Raw genomic sequence first — 17,196 nt, forward strand, 5'->3', positions numbered from 1 at the left:
TTATGGCCGTAGCACTCGACACCCCGGTTGCCGATTTCCAGGCCGCGGCCACCAGTGGCCAGACCATCCAGCTGTCCGCACTCAAGGGTCAGCAAGTGGTGATCTACTTCTACCCGAAGGACAGCACCCCAGGCTGCACCACCGAGGGTCAGGGCTTTCGCGACCAATACCCGGCGTTCCAGGCGGCCAATACCCTGGTGTTCGGCGTGTCGCGTGACAGCCTGAAATCCCATGAGAACTTCAAGTGCAAGCAGGAATTCCCCTTCGAGTTGATTTCCGACAAGGACGAAGCCATCTGCCAACTGTTCGACGTGATCAAGCTGAAGAAGCTCTACGGCAAGGAATACCTGGGCGTCGACCGCAGCACCTTCCTCATCGACAAACACGGCGTGCTGCGCCAGGAGTGGCGCGGCGTGAAAGTGCCAGGGCATGTAGACGCGGTATTGGCGGCAGCCCAGGCACTGCATAAAGCCTGAATCCCACGCATAAAAAAGCCGGCCATTGGGCCGGCTTTTTTATGCGTGCAGCCCTGACAAACACTCAGGCCTTGCGCAGCCAGTAACGGTAAACACCGTTATCCAGCTCTTCACGCAACAGGCTATGCCCCGCCAAGCTGGCGAATGCGCGGAAGTCGCGTTGCGAACCGGCATCGGTCGCCTCCACCTTGAGTACCGCACCGCTGGCCAGACGATTGAGTTCGAGTTTGGCCTTGAGCAACGGCAGCGGACAATTCAGGCCGCAGGCGTCCAGTTGCGCATCAAAGTCTTCGGCACGCCATTGCATCTCAGTCACGCTCCACCCCAGAAAGGCCGCAAGGATACCCAAGGCCGCACAACCCTGGCCAGCACAGCCGCCTGGCAGCTACAGTAGCGCCTTTGTTCGACATGAGCTTTGTGCATGAGCCTTCTGCGCCCTACCCTGTTGACGCTCGCCTGCCTACTGGCAGGCCCCGGCATGGCCAGTGACCTGCCCTCACTCGGCGATGCCAGCTCGGCACTCGTCTCGCCCCAGCAAGAACACCAGATGGGCCGCGCCTGGCTAAGCCTGGTGCGCGGCCAGGTCAGCCAACTGTCCGACCCGCAGCTCAAGGACTTTATCGAAACCAGCGTGTACCGCCTGAGCGAAACCAGCCAGCTGCAGGACCGTCGCCTGGAGTTCGTGGTACTCGACAGCCCGCAGATCAACGCCTTCGCCGCCCCTGGCGGGATTGTCGGGGTCAATGGCGGACTCTTCCTGTATGCGCAGACCGAAGCCGAATACGCCTCGGTCATGGCCCACGAACTGGCGCACTTGTCGCAGCGCCACTTCGCCCGCGGCCTGGAAGCCCAGCAGCGCATGCAGATCCCGGTGATGGCTGGCATGCTCGCCGGCATCATCGCTGCAGCCGCCGGTGCCGGCGACCTGGGCATCGCCGCCATCGCCTCGACTCAGGCGGCGGCGATGCAGGAACAGCGGCGCTTTTCCCGGCAGAACGAGCAGGAAGCCGACCGTATTGGCCTGGTCAACCTGGAAAAAGCCGGCTTCGATCCGCGCGCTATGCCGAGCATGTTCGAACGCCTGATGCGCCAGTACCGCTACGACCGCATGCCGCCGGAATTCCTTCTGACCCACCCGGTTTCCGAGTCGCGGATTGCCGACACCCGCAACCGCGCCGAGCAATACACCGCCAAGGGCACCATGGACAGCGTGCGCTATCAGTTGATGCGTGCCCGCGTGCAGTTGAACTATGAAGAAACCCCGGGCCTGGCCGCCAAGCGCTTTCGCAACATGCTCGATGAAAACCCGCAGATGGAAGCAGCGCGCTACGGCCTGGCCATTGCGCAGATCAAGAGCGGCCAGCAGAAGCAGGCTCGCGAAACCCTGCAACCGCTGCTCGACGGCGCACCGAACGATGTGAGCTACAACCTGGCGCAGATCGAACTGGATATGGCCAGCACACGCCTGGACGACGCCCAGAAACGCATCACCCGCCTGCTCAGCCTGTACCCCAGCAACTACCCGGCCAACCAGGCGCGGATCGACCTGCTGATGAAACAGGGCCGCACCCAAGAAGCCGAGCGCGCCCTCGACGACATGCTCAAGCAGCGTGGCAAAGACCCTGACGTCTGGTATCAGGTCGCAGAGGTACGCGGCCTCAGCGGCAACACCATCGGCCTGCACCAGGCCCGCGCCGAGTTCTTCGCCTTGGTGGGCGATTACCCGCAGGCCATCGAGCAGCTGGACTTCGCCAAGCGCCGCGCGATCAACAACTTCCAGCTGGCCTCAAGGATCGACGCCCGCCAGCGTGAGTTGCTCGACGAGCAGCGCATCATCGAGCAGATGCTGCGCTAAGCGTTTAAGTGGCATAAAAAAGCCCGGCTTGAGCCGGGCTTTTTTATCTCTGCCAATCAGGCATTGCCACTCAGGCGCAGCCGCGCGGCCTGGGTGAAATCGAGCATTCGCTTGAGCGGCTTGATCGCCTTGGGGATCAGCGCCGGGTCGACGAATATCTCATTGCTGCCTTCGCGCAGGCATTCCAGCGTGCGCTGCAGGGTATTCATCGCCATCCACGGGCAATGCGCGCAGCTGCGGCAGGCCGCGCCGTTACCGGCGGTAGGTGCGGCAACAAACTCCTTGTCCGGGCACAGCTGCTGCATCTTGTAGAAAATGCCGGTGTCGGTGGCGACGATAAAGGTCTTGTTCGGCAGCGTCTGCGCGGCGGCGATCAGCTGGCTGGTGGAGCCCACTGCGTCAGCCAGCTCGATCACCGCCGTCGGCGACTCGGGGTGTACCAGCACGGCGGCATCCGGATACAGCGCCTTCATGTCTTCCAGCTGCTTGGCCTTGAATTCCTCGTGCACGATGCAGGCACCGTCCCACAACAGCATGTCAGCCCCGGTCTTATTCTGGATATAACGGCCCAGGTGTTGGTCCGGCGCCCAAATGATGCTCTCGCCGTTGTCCATCAGATGCTCGATGATTTCCACCGCGCAACTGGACGTCACCACCCAGTCGGCGCGCGCCTTCACCGCCGCCGAGGTGTTGGCATACACCACCACGGTGCGCTGCGGGTGCTGGTCGCAGAACGCCGAAAACTCCTCCACCGGGCAACCCAGGTCGAGCGAGCAGGTCGCCTCCAGCGTTGGCATCAGCACGCGCTTTTCCGGGTTGAGGATTTTCGCCGTCTCGCCCATGAATTTGACCCCAGCCACCAGCACGGTCTGCGCCGGATGGGCATTGCCGAAGCGGGCCATTTCCAGGGAGTCGGAGACGCAACCACCGGTTTCTTCCGCCAGCGCCTGCAACACCGGGTCGCAGTAGTAGTGCGCCACCAGTACGGCGTTCTGCTTTTTCAGCTCGGCGGCGATCTCGGCGCGGTAAAAAGCCTCCTGCTCGGGCGTCAGCGGCTTGGGCTGCTTGGCGTCGAGGTGGGCTTGCACGAGCAGGCGTTCGGAAATCTGGGTCATATCATCAGGCTCTGAATATGCTTTCAGTGCAGCGAGTATACCCGCGCTGAATAGCGCTGGAGCAGGCAGGTTGCAACCAGCACAGGCGGTAAAAGCTACAGATACAAAAAAGCCCGAAAATTCCTTTAACCAGAACTTTCAGGCTTTCTTGACCTTCCGAGGAAGGAAATATGGTGGGTCGTGTGGGATTCGAACCTACGACCAATTGGTTAAAAGCCAACTGCTCTACCAACTGAGCTAACGACCCGACGCGAGGCGCATGATACTGATTTAATTCAGAAATTCAACACTTCGCTAAAACTTTTTAGAAATAACGAGTGGGATCAACCACACCCGCCGCCGCAAAACCTGCAGCACGCAGACGACAGCTGTCGCATTTGCCGCAAGCCCTGCCCTGCTCATCCGCCTGATAGCACGACACGGTCAATGCGTAATCGACGCCGTGCTGCATGCCCTCCTGGACAATCTCGGCCTTGCTCATGGCCTGTAGTGGTGCCTGGATACGGAAACCCTGCCCTTCCACACCGGCCTTGGTCGCCAGATTAGCCATACGCTCGAAGGCTTCGACGAACTCAGGACGGCAATCCGGATAGCCGGAGTAGTCCACCGCATTCACGCCAATAAAGATATCCCGCGCGCCCAGCACCTCGGCCCAGCCCAGCGCCAGGGAAAGAAACACGGTATTGCGCGCCGGCACGTAAGTCACCGGGATGCCCTCGGTCGGGCTTTCCGGCACCTCGATGCTGGCATCGGTCAGCGCGGAGCCGCCCATACCATTGAGGTTGAGACCGATCACCTTGTGCTCGACCACACCCAACTGCCGCGCCACCTGCTCGGCCGCCTGCAGCTCTGAGCGGTGGCGCTGACCGTAATCGAAACTCATGCTGTAGCAGCTGTAGCCTTCGGCCTTGGCCAACGCCACCACCGTGGCCGAGTCGAGGCCGCCGGAAAGAAGAATTACCGCTTTTTTATCGCTCATATCAGTGTCCCGGCTCGTCATTCCAGAGGATCTTGTGCAGCTGCATTTGCAGACGCACTGGCAGGTTGTCGGCAATGATCCACTCGGCCAGCGAGCGCGCATCCAGCTCATGATGACTGGGCGACATCAACACCTCGCCGGCGCGCTGGTCCAACCGATACTGGATCAGCTTGCTCACCGACCAGTCGTAATCCTCACGCGAGCAGATGACAAACTTGACCTGATCATTCGGGGTCAGCAGATCGATATTCTCATAACGATTGCGCGCCACTTCGGCGGAGCCCGGGGTCTTCAGGTCGAGCACCTTGCTCACCCGCGGATCGACCGCCGACACATCCAGGGAGCCACTGGTTTCCAGCGACACCTCATAACCGGCATCGCACAAACGCTTGAGCAAAGGAATGCAATTGGGTTGCGCCAACGGCTCGCCACCGGTCACGCAGATATAGCGCGGCTTGTAGCCGGCCACCTGCTCGACAATGGCGTCCAGCGACATGATCTCGCCACCACTGAAGGCATAGGCGGTGTCGCAGTATTGGCAGCGCAAAGGACAGCCGGTCAGGCGAACGAACACAGTCGGCAAGCCGGCGGTGCGCGTCTCGCCCTGCAGCGAGTAGAAAATCTCGGTAATTCGCAGGGTTTCTTGCATATCAGCCACGGGCGTGACAGCTAAACAGGCCGTCCGCCTCCGTTGCGGGAAAAGGGGCGCGGATTGTATACGAAAAAACTGCATGGAGCAGTTTTTAACGTTGCGCAGCAACGGCCCGAAGGGTGGCCGCCAGGGATGGCAGGCCATAAAAAATTTGTCGCACAGCTGCCCGCAGAGTGGATGCTCGAGAAAACAACGACAAAAAAAACCCGCGCAATGCGCGGGTTTCTTGAGCCGAAGTTGAGCTTTTACGGCAAACGTTGCAAATCGCGCTGCGCCAGCTGGGCAGCCGAACTGCCCGGGTACTGAGCAATCACTTGCTGCAGAATGCCCTTGGCTTTGTCGGAGTTGCCCAGGCGCTGCTCGACATCGGCAAGCTTGAACAGCGAATCCGGCACCTTGGCGTGGCTCGGATAGGTCTGGCTCACCTGAGCAAAGGCCTGGCCGGCACCCTGCAAATCGCCCTTGGCCAGGTTCACCTCACCCAACCAGTACTGGGCATTGCCGGCGTACTGACTGTTCGGGTACTTGCGCAGGAAGGCGGAAAACGCCTGACTGGCCTTGTCGAAGTCCTTGACCTTGATCAGGTCGAAAGCAGCTTCGTAGAACAGCTTTTCCTTCGCAGGATCGGCCGGCTCATTGCTGGCCGGTGTTGCGGGTGCCTGGCCCGCTGGGGGTGTCGGCGCACCACTGGCATTGATCGCGCCAGCGGCTGAAGAATTCTGGCTGACTGCAGCACCTGCTGCGCCACCACTCAAACGCTTATCAAGATCCTGATAACGCTCCAGGCTCTCTTGCTTAAGACGCTGAATCTCGTTCTGTTGCTCTTCCAGCGTACCGCGCAGTTGCGCGATCTCGTCCTGCATCTGCTGCAGCTGGTTGAACAGCATGCCCTGCGCCGAGACAGGAGCCGCAGCTCCCGTCCCGGCGGAGGTGCCGGACGTACCATAACCAGCAGGCGGATAACTGCTGCCGTAACCGGCATTGTTATCCACCACGGGAACCTCAGCCCAGGCCGCAAGCGGCAGGCTGAGCGCCAAAACGGTTAAAGCACGGCGGCACGTTCGCATATCGAATTACTTACGCAGTTCGACGCGACGGTTTTGAGCCCACGAGGACTCGTCGTTGCCAGTGGCGATTGCGCGCTCTTCACCGTAGGAAACCAGTTCCAGTTGAGCTGGGGAAACGCCCTGCAGTACCAGGTAACGCTGTACAGCTTTGGCGCGACGCTCGCCCAGAGCCATGTTGTACTCACGGGTACCGCGCTCGTCAGCGTGGCCTTCCAGAACTACGCGAGCGCCATTGCCCTGCAGGTCCTTAGCGTGAACGTCCAGAGCGCGCATGGCTTCTGGCTTCAGGTCGGAGCTGTCGTATTCGAAGTAGAAGGTGGTGATAGCGCGCAGAGCAGCTTCTTCGCTCAGAGCACCGTCTACACCGCTGCCGTTGGCGTTGTAGCCAGCGTTAGGATCAACAGCGCCTTCGCCAGCAGCGTCGCCGCCTTTCGAGGAGCAACCAACAGCCACGGCCAGAGCCAGGCTCAGTGCGGCGAATTTACCAAATTTCAGCATTTCCATCATGTAACTCCTAATGAACCCCAGTGTGTTAAGCAGTATTTCAAACAGCAAATGTGTTGCGCCGCATCAGTTCAGGTAAGGGGACCAAGAAGGCTCTCGAACTTCGCCTTGAGCGGTAGGAAGAGGGAGCCTCACGCGACCATTGGTGGACGCTAATACCAAGACTCCCCGGCCCTGCTGGCGGGTGGCGTAGATTACCATGGTGCCGTTGGGCGCGACAGTGGGCGACTCATCCAGACTGGTGTCTGAAAGTATCCGCAAATTGCCACGTTGCAGGTCTTGTGCCGCCACTTTGAACACGGTGTAACCGTCCTGGCGGTGGATCATCACCAGGGTTTTCTCATCGGCAGACAGTTTCGGGTTGGCGTTGTAATTACCGATAAAGGTCACGCGCTCTGCTGAACCGCCATTGATATTGGTCTTGTAGATCTGTGGCTTGCCGGAACGATCCGAGGTGAAGTACAGGGTCTGACCGTCCTTGCCCCAGAAGGGTTCAGTATCGATCGACGGCTGGTTGGTGACGCGGCGCAGCTGACGGCTGCCCATGTCCATCACGTAGATTTCCGGGTTGCCGTCACGCGACAACACGAAGGCCAGGCGATTGCCATCCGGCGACCAGGCCGGCGCACCGTTCAGACCCTCGAAATTGGTGATCTGCTCGCGGCGACCAGTATCGATGTGTTGAACGAAAATGCGCGGGCGCTTCTGCTCGAACGACACATAGGCGATACGCTTGCCATCCGGCGCAAACGACGGCGATAGGATCGGCTCGCGCGATTGCAGCAAGGTCACCGCACGGGCACCGTCATAGTCCGAACGCTGCAGGGTGTAACGGGTGTTGTTGACCGCAAAGCGCTCGGCCGTCACATACAGCATGCGGGTGGAGAACGCGCCCTTGACGCCGGTGAGCTTCTCGAACGCCTGATCGGCGATATGATGCGCCATGTCGCGCAACTGGTCGGTACCGCCACCCACGCTGCCGGTCATGACCTGCTGCTGAGTCGTGACGTTGAACAGGGCAAACTGCACCTGCAGGCGACCGGCGTTCGGCACAATGCTGCCCACCAGTACGTACTGAGCGCCCAGGGCTTGCCAGTCGCGGTAGATCACCTCAGTCGCCTGAGTCGGCAGGCTGATCATGTTCTGCCGAGGAATCGGCTCGAACACGCCCGAGTTACGCAGGTCCTTGCCGATGATGTCAGACATATCCTCGGGCAACACATTGCCGCCCTGCCAGCCAAAAGGCACCACGGCAATCGGCGTGGCACGGTCAGTACCACTGCTGATCACCAGTGGATCAGCGGCCTGAACGGTGCCGACCAGTAGGGTCAGACCGAGCAGAGCAATACGCATCAGGGTATTCACAGACCTAAATCCTCCGGTTTGAAGACAGCGCGACGCTGCCGGTAAAGACGATCAAAAGTGGCGCGATCCAGCTGTTGCATTTCGGCGATACGGCCGACGTTGCGCACCGCTTGCACCGCTGAATTATCAAATGGTGAGTCGCCGCTCGAACGCGTCACGCTGGCATTGGTAATGGTGCCATCAGGCAGCATTTCGATCAGTACTTCTACGCTCATACCATTGCGCGCAGATGGCGGCCGCCGCCATTGCTGGCTGACCAGCATAACAATCAAATCGTCGAGGCTACCGGCCACTTCATCGCCAACGGTATCGGCGATGGCCTGCTGGCGACCGACATCCTCTGAAAGCAACTCGGCCAGGGCAGCAGCCTTCTTATCTTCAACAGCTTTACGTTGCGACGCTTCTGCCGCCTTCTTCTTGGCGTCATCGGCTTTTTTCTTTTTCGCGGCCTCAGCGGCGGCTTTCTTTTTCGCGGCTTCGTCAGCAGCCTTCTTCTTGGCTACATCGGCGAGCTTCTTCTGCTCGGCGGTTTTCTTTTCCGCATCGGCTTTTTTCGCCGCTTCCGCTTTCTGAGCCTCTTCGGCTTTCTTTTGTTCCGCCGCCTTGGCCGCTACTTTTTCCTGCTCGGCCTTTTTCTGCTCGAGCTGTTCAGTTTCATAAACCGGGGCAGTAGTTTTCTTGGTTTCGCCAGCGATTTTCTGATTGGTCTGAGTGGTGGCCTGGCTCTGCGACTGCAGCTTGTACAATGTGGCCTGCACCACCGGCTTGGCCGGCGGCAGGTCGGGGGCGAAAGCGAAGCTGACGAACAACATGGCGAACATGATGACGTGCAGCCCCACGGCCCAGACTAGGGGCCAGAACAGACTTTCCGAGGGCGAACGCTCGCGCTGGTATTGCATCAGGGGGCCTCGGTAATCAGCCCGACGTTACCGACGTCAGCCTGCTGCAAGCCACCCATGGCTGCCATGATGGTGCCGTAGTCGACGGTCTTATCGCCGCGCACAAACACCTGCACCTGCTTACCGGTCGCACGGCTCTGGCTGATGATCGCGGTGACCGCACGGGTCATTTCTTCCAGGGTTAGCGCCTTGTCCTGCACGGTGTCGACATCGACCTCGGTGCCCATATTCCAGTAGTAGGTTTTGTCGGCCTTGATCGAAATGGTCAACACCTGAGCGTTATTGTCCTGCGGCAAGGCTTCACTGCTGACTTTCGGCAGATCGACCTTGACCCCTTGATTGAGCATGGGTGCGGTCACCATAAAGATCACCAGCAGTACCAACATCACGTCGATGTAGGGCACCACGTTCATCTCGGCGACGGGCTTGCGTCTGTTGCGAATTCTGGCCATGGCTTAAAACCTTTCGTAAAGAGTGCCTAAGGCTTAGTCGTCGCTGGTGTGGACTTTGCGGTGCAGGATCGCCTGGAATTCGTCGGCGAAGGTGTAGTAACGGCCGATCAGCATTTCACCGCGAGCGGCAAAGCGGTTGTAGGCGATTACCGCAGGAATAGCGGCGAACAGGCCGATAGCAGTAGCGATCAGCGCCTCGGCGATACCCGGGGCGACAGTGGCCAGGGTTGCTTGCTGTACCTGAGCCAAGCCGCGGAAGGAGTTCATGATCCCCCATACGGTACCGAACAGGCCGATATACGGGCTGGTGGAGCCAACGGTGGCGAGGAACGGCAGGCTCTGCTCGAGTTTCTCTTCTTCACGCGAGATGGCCACGCGCATGGCGCGGGCCACGGCGTCCATCACCGCATCCGGATCTACACCGGACTGCTGACGCAGACGCGAGAATTCTTTGAAACCAGCGCGGAAGATCTGTTCCAGACCGGAATCCGGATCCGGGTTGCTGCCCGCCTGACGGTACAGCTTGGACAGGTCGATGCCCGACCAGAAGCGCTCCTCGAAGTTATCCAGAGCACGCTTGGCCGCGCGCAGCAGGGCTGTGCGCTGGAAAATCATGACCCACGAAGTGACCGAGGCGGCCACCAGCGTCAGCATTACCAGTTGCACCACCAGGCTGGCGTTGCTGATCAGACTCCACATCGACATGTGGTCAACGGCGTTGGCTTCCACGCTTACTCTCCTGCTCTAGATGTACCCGCGCCGCCCTGCTCGGCAAAGGCCGTGTGCAGAGCTTGGGGAATGGCCCGGGGTTTCAAATTGTCGGCGCGCACACAGGCCACCATAAACTGCCCTTCACAAAGCAGCGCGTTATCCGTTGCCCGCCTGACCTGTTGACGAAAACGCAGGCTGGCACGGTTTAATTCGATCACTTCGGCGCTTACCAGCAACTCGTCGTCGAGCTTGGCCGGCGCGTGGTAACGCGCTTCGGCCGAATGCACAACGAACAACAGGCCCTCCTCGGCGAGCGTCGACTGGAGAAAACCCAGATCACGCAGGCACTCGGTGCGAGCCCGTTCCATAAATTTGAGGTAATTGACGTAGTAGACGATGCCGCCGGCATCGGTGTCTTCGAAATAAACCCGACAACGATGGGTGAACGGCGTAACTCCGTTTTGCGCGCGCATACTCTAGTGCCAGCTCCTGATCTTGCCAATCGCCTTCGGCAAGTATTTTTTCTTAGTCATCATCACGCCCGAACAGGTCGGCGGTGGGTAATTCGCCCATGCGCTTGGGCACATTCAGGCCAAAGTGCAAATAGGCATGCCGGGTGACGACCCGCCCACGCGGGGTGCGCATGATATAGCCCTGCTGGATCAGATAGGGCTCCAGCACATCTTCAATCGTATGACGCTCTTCGCTGATGGCCGCCGCTAGGTTATCGATACCCACCGGCCCGCCGTCGAACTTCTCGATCATGGTCAGCAGCAGGCGACGATCCTGATGATCGAAGCCGCGCTCGTCGACATCCAGCAAGTTCAGCGCCAGGTCGGCGATTTGCCGAGTGATCTCACCCTGTGCGCGCACTTCGGCAAAATCCCGCACCCGACGCAGCAGGCGGTTGGCAATGCGCGGCGTACCGCGGGCGCGCCGGGCGATCTCGAAAGCGCCATGGGGCTCGATCGGCAAGTTGAGAATCCCCGCCGAGCGCATGACGATGGTCGCCAAGTCCTCGGTGTTGTAGAACTCAAGACGCTGGACGATGCCGAAACGGTCACGCAGCGGATTGGTCAACATGCCGGCGCGGGTAGTGGCGCCAACCAGGGTAAACGGCGGCAGATCAAGTTTGATCGAGCGCGCGGCCGGGCCTTCGCCGATCATGATGTCGAGCTGGAAGTCCTCCATGGCCGGGTACAGCACTTCCTCGACTATCGGCGACAAGCGATGGATTTCATCGATAAACAGCACATCACCCGGCTCAAGATTGGTCAGCAACGCCGCCAAGTCGCCCGGCCGCTCCAAAACGGGGCCCGAGGTGCTCTTGATCGAGACGTTCATTTCCTGGGCGATGATATTGGCCAGAGTGGTCTTGCCCAGGCCCGGCGGGCCGAAGATCAGGGTGTGATCGAGCGCTTCGCTACGGCCACGGGCGGCCTGAATAAACAGCTCCATCTGCTCGCGCACGCTCGGCTGACCGATGTACTCGGCCAGTTTCAGCGGGCGAATGGCGCGGTCGACCTGTTCGTCACGGTCGCGGGTGGTAGCGGTAATCAGGCGATCGGCTTCTAGCACTAGACCATTCCCTTAAGGGCACGACGGATCATATCTTCGCTGCTCAAACCCTCTTCCTTAATAGCTGAGACGGCGCGACTGGCTTCCTGGGGTTTGTAGCCGAGCGAAATAAGTGCGCTGACCGCATCATTCTCCGCGCTTGAGACTGCACCACCCGCGCGAGGTTCCACCATCAGGTGCGACATACCCGGCACGGTTTCCCAGGCCTTGAAGCGATCTTTCAATTCAACCAGCAGGCGTTCGGCGGTTTTCTTGCCGACACCGGGAATCTTCACCAGCACCGAGGTGTCTTGCGCTTGCACGCAGCGCACCAACTCATCGACCTCAAGCCCTGACATCAGCGCTAGCGCCAGTTTCGGACCAACGCCATTGAGGCGGATCAGCTCACGAAACAGCTCGCGCTCGCGCTTTTCGAAAAAACCGTAGAGCAGCTGCGCATCTTCACGCACCACCAGATGGGTGTGCAGGGTCAGCGGCTCGCCCACTGACGGCAGCCGATACAGGGTGGTCATGGGCACTTCCAGCTCATAACCCAGGCCATTGATATCGACAATCACATGGGGCGGCTGCTTTTCCGCCAAGGTACCGCGCAAACGTCCGATCACCGCTACTTTCCTAAATCAAGGTTACAAACGAAGGCGGCCAGAGCGCCTTTTGGCCCCGACCAGACCATGGGGCATCAGGCTCTGCCGGTGGTGGGCGTGACACAGGGCAATCGCCAGGGCGTCCGACGCATCGATCTGCGGCTTTTGCACCAACTTGAGCAAGCGCATCACCATCATCTGCACCTGCTCCTTGTCCGCCCCGCCACTGCCGGCAATTGCCTGCTTGACCTGGGTCGCGGTGTATTCGGCGATTTCCAGCCCGCCTTCCATCCCCGCAACGATGGCCGCGCCACGCGCCTGGCCGAGCTTGAGCGCCGAATCCGGGTTACGCGCCATAAACACCTGCTCGATGCCCATGGTCACTGGTCCGTAGGTTTCGATGACTTCACGCACGCCACGAAACACCACCTGCAGCCGCTCGGGCATCGTGCCATTGCCCGTACGAATGCACCCGGACGCGACATATTCGCAGCTGCGCCCGGTATCACGCACCACACCGTAACCGGTAATCCGCGAACCGGGGTCGATACCGAGAATCAAGGTCATGCCCTACCGCCCACTCAAGGCACCAGCCAACTCAGCCAGTACACTGTCTATTTATCCAGTTGGCGAGTATAGGGCCCGCCCACGCCGGCGTCACCCAGGCAACGGCTATAAAAAATCGTCGGGAACGATTTTTGACGTCGCACCGCGACGGCCCCGAAGGGATGGCCGCCATGGATGGCAGGACACAAAAAAGCCGGAAGCGCTCAGGCACATACCTGAAGACCTCCGGCTTTTCATTGATAACCCACACTCAGCCAAGCTGCTCCATCAGCTCATCGGAGATCTCGGCGTTGTGGTAGACCTCCTGCACATCGTCGAGGTCTTCCAGCATGTCGATCAGCTTGATGACCTTCTGCGCGGTTTCCAGATCAGTAACCGGTGCGCTGATCGACGGGATCATGGCGATTTCCGCCTCATCCGCCTTGAAACCGGCAGCACTGAGCGCCTCGTTGACGCCATGGAAGTCGGCAAAGCTGGTCGACACCAACGCCGAACCGTCCTCGGCCATTTCCACGTCGTCGGCACCGGCTTCCAGCGCCGCTTCCATCAGGGCATCTTCGTTGACGCCCGGGGCGAAGCTGAGTTGGCCCTTGCGATCGAACATATAGGCCACCGAGCCATCGGTGCCCAGGTTGCCGCCGCACTTGGTAAAGGCATGGCGCACTTCGGCCGCGGTGCGATTACGGTTGTCGGTCATGGCCTCGACGATAATCGCCACACCGCCCAGCGCGTAGCCCTCGTAACTCAGCTCAACGACGTTGTCGGCCTCGTTGTTACCGGCACCACGAGCCACAGCGCGGTCGATTACATCGCGCGACATATTGGCGGTCAGCGCCTTGTCCACCGCCAGACGCAGACGCGGGTTATCGGCCGGAATAGGGCCGCCGTGCTTGGCCGCCACCGTCAGCTCACGAATGATCTTGGTGAAAATCTTGCCGCGCTTGGCGTCCTGACGCCCTTTGCGGTGCTTGATGTTGGCCCACTTGGAATGACCAGCCATAACTCACTCCGGTTGTTGCAGATTCAATATCGATTTTTATGCGGCAATAAAGAAGAAGCCTGGAAAACCAGGCTTCATTTGACGCTTTATTCCGCTTTCGGCTGCTCGCGCAGGCGAATGTGCAGCTCACGCAGCGCCTTGTTATCCACCAGGCCAGGTGCCTGGGTCATGACGCAGGCCGCGCTCTGGGTTTTCGGGAAGGCGATCACTTCACGAATCGACTGCGCGCCGGTCATCAGCATCACCAGACGATCCAGGCCGAAGGCCAGGCCGCCATGGGGTGGCGCACCGAACTTCAGGGCATCGAGGAGGAAGCCAAACTTCTCTTGCTGCTCGTCTTCGCTGATACCCAGTACGCGGAACACGGTCTGTTGCATCGACTTGTCGTGGATACGGATCGAACCGCCACCCAGCTCGGTGCCGTTGAGCACCATGTCGTAGGCGCGCGACAGTGCGGCGGCCGGATTGGCCTCCAGCTCGGCCGGGCTGCAGCTTGGCGCGGTGAACGGGTGGTGCATGGCGGTCAGACTGCCGTCGTCGTTCTCTTCGAACATCGGGAAGTCGACGACCCACAACGGTGCCCACTCGCAGGTCAGCAGGTTGAGGTCATGGCCCAGTTTGATGCGCAGCGCGCCCAGGGCCTCGCTGACGATCTTGGCCTTGTCGGCACCGAAGAACACCAGGTCGCCGTCGACTGCACCGACGCGATCGAGGATCACGTTGATATTGTCCAGCGGGATGTTCTTGACGATCGGCGACTGCAGGCCTTCGACGCCATTGGCGCGCTCGTTGACCTTGATATAGGCCAGGCCCTTGGCACCGTAGATGCCGACAAACTTGGTGTAATCATCGATCTGCTTGCGCGGCATGCTCGCCCCGCCCGGTACGCGCAGCGCGGTCACGCGGCACTTCGGATCGTTGGCCGGGCCACTGAACACCTTGAAGTCGACCGCTTGCAGCTGGTCGGCCACGTCCACCAGTTCCAGCGGGTTGCGCAGGTCCGGCTTATCGGAACCAAAGCGACGCATGGCTTCGGCCAGGGTCATGTGCGGCAGCTCGCCGAACTCGACGTCCAGCACTTCCTTGAACAGCTGGCGAATCATCTTCTCGGTGATGGCCATGATGTCGGCTTCATCGAGGAAACTGGTTTCGATGTCGATCTGGGTGAATTCCGGCTGGCGGTCGGCACGCAGGTCTTCGTCACGGAAGCACTTGGCAATCTGGTAGTAACGGTCGAAGCCGGCCACCATCAGCAATTGCTTGAACAGCTGCGGCGATTGCGGCAAAGCGAAGAAGCTGCCGGCGTGGGTGCGGCTCGGCACCAGGTAGTCGCGCGCACCTTCTGGGGTGGCACGGGTGAGGATCGGCGTTTCCACATCGAGGAAGCCGTTTTCATCCAGGTAACGACGGATGCTGCTGGTGATGCTCGAACGCAGCTTCAGCTTGGCCGCCATTTCCGGGCGACGCAGGTCGATAAAGCGATAGCGCAGACGGGTTTCTTCGCCGACGTCGGTGTATTCATTGAGCGGGAACGGCGGGGTTTCCGCTTCGTTCAACACTTCCAGCTCATAGCCGAGCACTTCGATGGCACCGGACGCCATGTTGGCGTTGCCGGCACCGGCCGGACGCAGACGCACCTTACCGGTGATTTTGACTACGTATTCACTGCGCACCTTGTCGGCAGTGGCGAAGGTCGCCGCGCGATCCGGGTCGAATACCACCTGAGCCAGACCTTCACGGTCACGAATGTCGAGGAAAATCACCCCGCCATGGTCACGACGGCGATGTACCCAACCGCAAAGGGTGACTTCCTGGCCGTCCAGGCTCTCGTTCAGTTGGCCGCAATAATGGCTGCGCATCATGGTGGTAGTCGCTTCTCTTGAGTCTTGAATTCGTTGGGCCGCAGTGATTGCGACGCTCGTTGGCCGGCTGGCGCATGCGCCATTTTCCGCAATTGCGCTGCATTTCAGGGGCGCGAAACGACCAGCGGCGCATACGCGGCCAACTGTTCGCCCCGACAAAACGCGGCAAAGCGCGGGATTATATATGGTTAAGCCGCCACTTGCAGCCGCCGTCCCACGCGCTTTTGCCAGGCCTTTCTATACTCAGGCGTGCATCTGTCTGAGCACCGCGAAATGGAGAGGATTATGGGCATGCCGAACCTGGCCGAGATCCCCAGCGATTTGCTGGCGGACTTTCGCCTGGAATCCAGCGAACAGTTCCAACGCTGCGAGCAATTGCTGATCGAACTGGAACACGCCCCCGACGACGGCGAACGCCTGCGCGAGCTGTTCCGCCTGGTGCACACACTCAAAGGCAACCTGGGCTATATCGGCCTGGACAACCTGATGAGCGTCCCGCAAGCCATGGAAGATGTATTGTCGTGCCTGCGTGAAGCCCAGCTGCGCTTTGACAGCCTGCTCGGCGACATCCTGCTGCTGAGCCTTGACCACCTCAAAGAGCTGATCAACCACGCCCTGGGCGGCCCCAAAGCACAGCTCAGTCCGGCCCAGAGCAAAGCCCTGAGCCAGGCCCTCAGCGCACTGGCGCTGGCTCCAAACGCACAACAGACCGAGATCCGCAGCGCCCTGTTGCAACAACTCGACCCCAGCTCGCGGCCACCCAAAGCCATTGCGACCGACGAACCCGCCGCTGCCGACCTACTCAGGCATTACGGCATTCAGCCCGACGCCGACCTGCTGTTTTTTATCGAGCTGATGCAGGCCAGTGAACGCCGCTCGCACTACTGGCAGGACCGCGGCTTGCGCCAGCTGGACCTGGCCCTGGCGATCAATCAGCTCGGCGGCAGCCCGGAACAGCCCGAACAACTGGCCGCAGCCATCTGCCTGCACGACCTGGGCATGGCCTTCCTGCCACTGGAAATGCTGCACAAGGAAGAACACTTCACCCGCGAAGAACGCCGGCAGATGCAATCCCACCCGCGCCTGGCCTACGACCTGCTCAAGCGCATGCCCAGGTGGGATGCGGCCGCGGAAATCACCCTGCAGCACCAGGAGCATGCCGACGGCAGCGGCTATCCGAAAGGCCTCAAGGAAGCCGAAACCAGCCCTGGAGCCCTAATCATCAATATCGTCGACACCTTCGATGCCCGCACCCACGAACGCGCCCATCAAACCCTGAACAAACGCCCGCTGCTGCGCGCCATTCTGGAAATCAACAACCTCGCCGGCCGTCAGTTCAGCGCACACTGGGTCGACGTGTTCAACCAGACCCTGCAGCAATACCCACAACTGGCGCATCGCTGAGCCTGATAAATGCCTGAAACCCGCCTTACCAGGGCGGGCACCGGCCAGCGTTTTACAGAAAAACTGAACCCCACCAGATCAATAGTCTCCAACCATGGCTTTCATTGACATAAACCAGGCTAACGC

At 60.2% G+C, this 17,196-nt stretch carries 19 protein-coding genes and 1 tRNA gene; 3 read left to right on the plus strand and 17 right to left on the minus strand.

The genetic code is table 11. The annotated features are described in order from the left end of the window. Window positions 1-2 precede the first annotated feature (2 nt). Window positions 3-476 carry a peroxiredoxin gene (locus tag WBK23_RS15470; RefSeq protein WP_424484826.1) on the plus strand — a complete coding sequence of 158 codons (474 nt, stop codon included), beginning with the start codon at window positions 3-5 and terminating at the stop codon, window positions 474-476. A 64-nt stretch (window positions 477-540) separates the two neighbouring features. On the opposite strand, the gene WBK23_RS15475 is transcribed toward WBK23_RS15470, so the two are convergent. Beyond that, window positions 541-783: a sulfurtransferase TusA family protein gene (locus WBK23_RS15475; protein WP_424484902.1), complete on the minus strand. Its 243-nt coding sequence runs from the start codon at window positions 781-783 to the stop codon at window positions 541-543. A 114-nt stretch (window positions 784-897) separates the two neighbouring features. On the opposite strand from WBK23_RS15475, the gene WBK23_RS15480 reads away from it, so the two are divergent. After that, complete coding sequence (locus tag WBK23_RS15480) at window positions 898-2,331, plus strand: M48 family metalloprotease (RefSeq protein ID WP_424484827.1); 1,434 nt, start codon at window positions 898-900, stop codon at window positions 2,329-2,331. A 56-nt stretch (window positions 2,332-2,387) separates the two neighbouring features. Here WBK23_RS15480 and nadA read toward each other — a convergent pair whose 3' ends face one another. From nadA to aspS, 16 genes are all read right to left on the minus strand, one after another. Continuing rightward, window positions 2,388-3,446 carry a quinolinate synthase NadA gene (gene nadA, locus WBK23_RS15485; RefSeq protein WP_424484828.1) on the minus strand — a complete coding sequence of 353 codons (1,059 nt, stop codon included), beginning with the start codon at window positions 3,444-3,446 and terminating at the stop codon, window positions 2,388-2,390. Between the two features lie 171 nt (window positions 3,447-3,617). Further along, window positions 3,618-3,693, minus strand: a tRNA-Lys gene (locus tag WBK23_RS15490). A 57-nt stretch (window positions 3,694-3,750) separates the two neighbouring features. Then, the gene (queC, locus tag WBK23_RS15495) at window positions 3,751-4,425 is read right to left on the minus strand and encodes a 7-cyano-7-deazaguanine synthase QueC (RefSeq protein ID WP_424484829.1); all 675 of its coding nucleotides are present in this window, start codon (window positions 4,423-4,425) and stop codon (window positions 3,751-3,753) included. Window position 4,426: 1 nt separating this feature from the next. Next, window positions 4,427-5,074, minus strand: a complete 648-nt coding sequence (gene queE / locus WBK23_RS15500) for a 7-carboxy-7-deazaguanine synthase QueE (RefSeq protein WP_424484830.1) — start codon at window positions 5,072-5,074, stop codon at window positions 4,427-4,429. A gap of 248 nt (window positions 5,075-5,322) precedes the next feature. Then, entirely contained in the window at window positions 5,323-6,144 is an 822-nt protein-coding gene (ybgF, locus tag WBK23_RS15505; RefSeq protein ID WP_424484831.1) for a tol-pal system protein YbgF, read from the minus strand. A gap of 6 nt (window positions 6,145-6,150) precedes the next feature. Continuing rightward, window positions 6,151-6,648: a peptidoglycan-associated lipoprotein Pal gene (pal, locus tag WBK23_RS15510; RefSeq protein ID WP_424484832.1), complete on the minus strand. Its 498-nt coding sequence runs from the start codon at window positions 6,646-6,648 to the stop codon at window positions 6,151-6,153. Between the two features lie 66 nt (window positions 6,649-6,714). Beyond that, entirely contained in the window at window positions 6,715-8,013 is a 1,299-nt protein-coding gene (gene tolB, locus WBK23_RS15515) for a Tol-Pal system beta propeller repeat protein TolB (RefSeq protein WP_424484833.1), read from the minus strand. Then, window positions 8,010-8,912, minus strand: a complete 903-nt coding sequence (gene tolA / locus WBK23_RS15520; RefSeq protein WP_424484834.1) for a cell envelope integrity protein TolA — start codon at window positions 8,910-8,912, stop codon at window positions 8,010-8,012. Before tolA ends, tolB begins: the two co-directional genes overlap by 4 nt. Then, window positions 8,912-9,364 carry a protein TolR gene (tolR, locus tag WBK23_RS15525; RefSeq protein WP_090252619.1) on the minus strand — a complete coding sequence of 151 codons (453 nt, stop codon included), beginning with the start codon at window positions 9,362-9,364 and terminating at the stop codon, window positions 8,912-8,914. The genes tolA and tolR overlap by 1 nt, the downstream gene beginning before the upstream one ends. A 33-nt stretch (window positions 9,365-9,397) precedes the next feature. Then, window positions 9,398-10,093, minus strand: a complete 696-nt coding sequence (gene tolQ / locus WBK23_RS15530) for a protein TolQ (protein WP_304870633.1) — start codon at window positions 10,091-10,093, stop codon at window positions 9,398-9,400. A 2-nt stretch (window positions 10,094-10,095) separates the two neighbouring features. Continuing rightward, window positions 10,096-10,548 (minus strand): tol-pal system-associated acyl-CoA thioesterase, encoded by a 453-nt coding sequence (ybgC, locus tag WBK23_RS15535; RefSeq protein WP_424484835.1) that lies wholly within the window; start codon window positions 10,546-10,548, stop codon window positions 10,096-10,098. 52 nt (window positions 10,549-10,600) lie between these two features. Further along, the gene (gene ruvB / locus WBK23_RS15540) at window positions 10,601-11,653 is read right to left on the minus strand and encodes a Holliday junction branch migration DNA helicase RuvB (RefSeq protein ID WP_424484836.1); all 1,053 of its coding nucleotides are present in this window, start codon (window positions 11,651-11,653) and stop codon (window positions 10,601-10,603) included. Further along, window positions 11,653-12,258, minus strand: coding sequence for a Holliday junction branch migration protein RuvA (gene ruvA, locus WBK23_RS15545; RefSeq protein ID WP_424484837.1), 606 nt, complete (start codon window positions 12,256-12,258; stop codon window positions 11,653-11,655). Before ruvA ends, ruvB begins: the two co-directional genes overlap by 1 nt. A 21-nt stretch (window positions 12,259-12,279) precedes the next feature. Continuing rightward, on the minus strand, window positions 12,280-12,804 hold the full coding sequence (gene ruvC / locus WBK23_RS15550; protein WP_424484838.1) for a crossover junction endodeoxyribonuclease RuvC: 525 nt from the start codon (window positions 12,802-12,804) through the stop codon (window positions 12,280-12,282). Between the two features lie 250 nt (window positions 12,805-13,054). Then, a complete protein-coding gene (locus WBK23_RS15555; RefSeq protein WP_424484839.1) occupies window positions 13,055-13,804 on the minus strand; it encodes a YebC/PmpR family DNA-binding transcriptional regulator in 750 nt (249 codons plus the stop codon). Window positions 13,805-13,890: 86 nt separating this feature from the next. Next, on the minus strand, window positions 13,891-15,666 hold the full coding sequence (gene aspS, locus WBK23_RS15560; RefSeq protein WP_424484840.1) for an aspartate--tRNA ligase: 1,776 nt from the start codon (window positions 15,664-15,666) through the stop codon (window positions 13,891-13,893). Window positions 15,667-15,951: 285 nt separating this feature from the next. Here aspS and WBK23_RS15565 point away from each other — a divergent pair, with 285 nt between their 5' ends. Then, window positions 15,952-17,070 (plus strand): HD domain-containing phosphohydrolase, encoded by a 1,119-nt coding sequence (locus WBK23_RS15565; RefSeq protein ID WP_424484841.1) that lies wholly within the window; start codon window positions 15,952-15,954, stop codon window positions 17,068-17,070. The last annotated feature ends 126 nt before the right edge of the window (window positions 17,071-17,196 follow it).

This window comes from Pseudomonas sp., assembly GCF_049653025.1.
Classification (GTDB): domain Bacteria; phylum Pseudomonadota; class Gammaproteobacteria; order Pseudomonadales; family Pseudomonadaceae; genus Aquipseudomonas.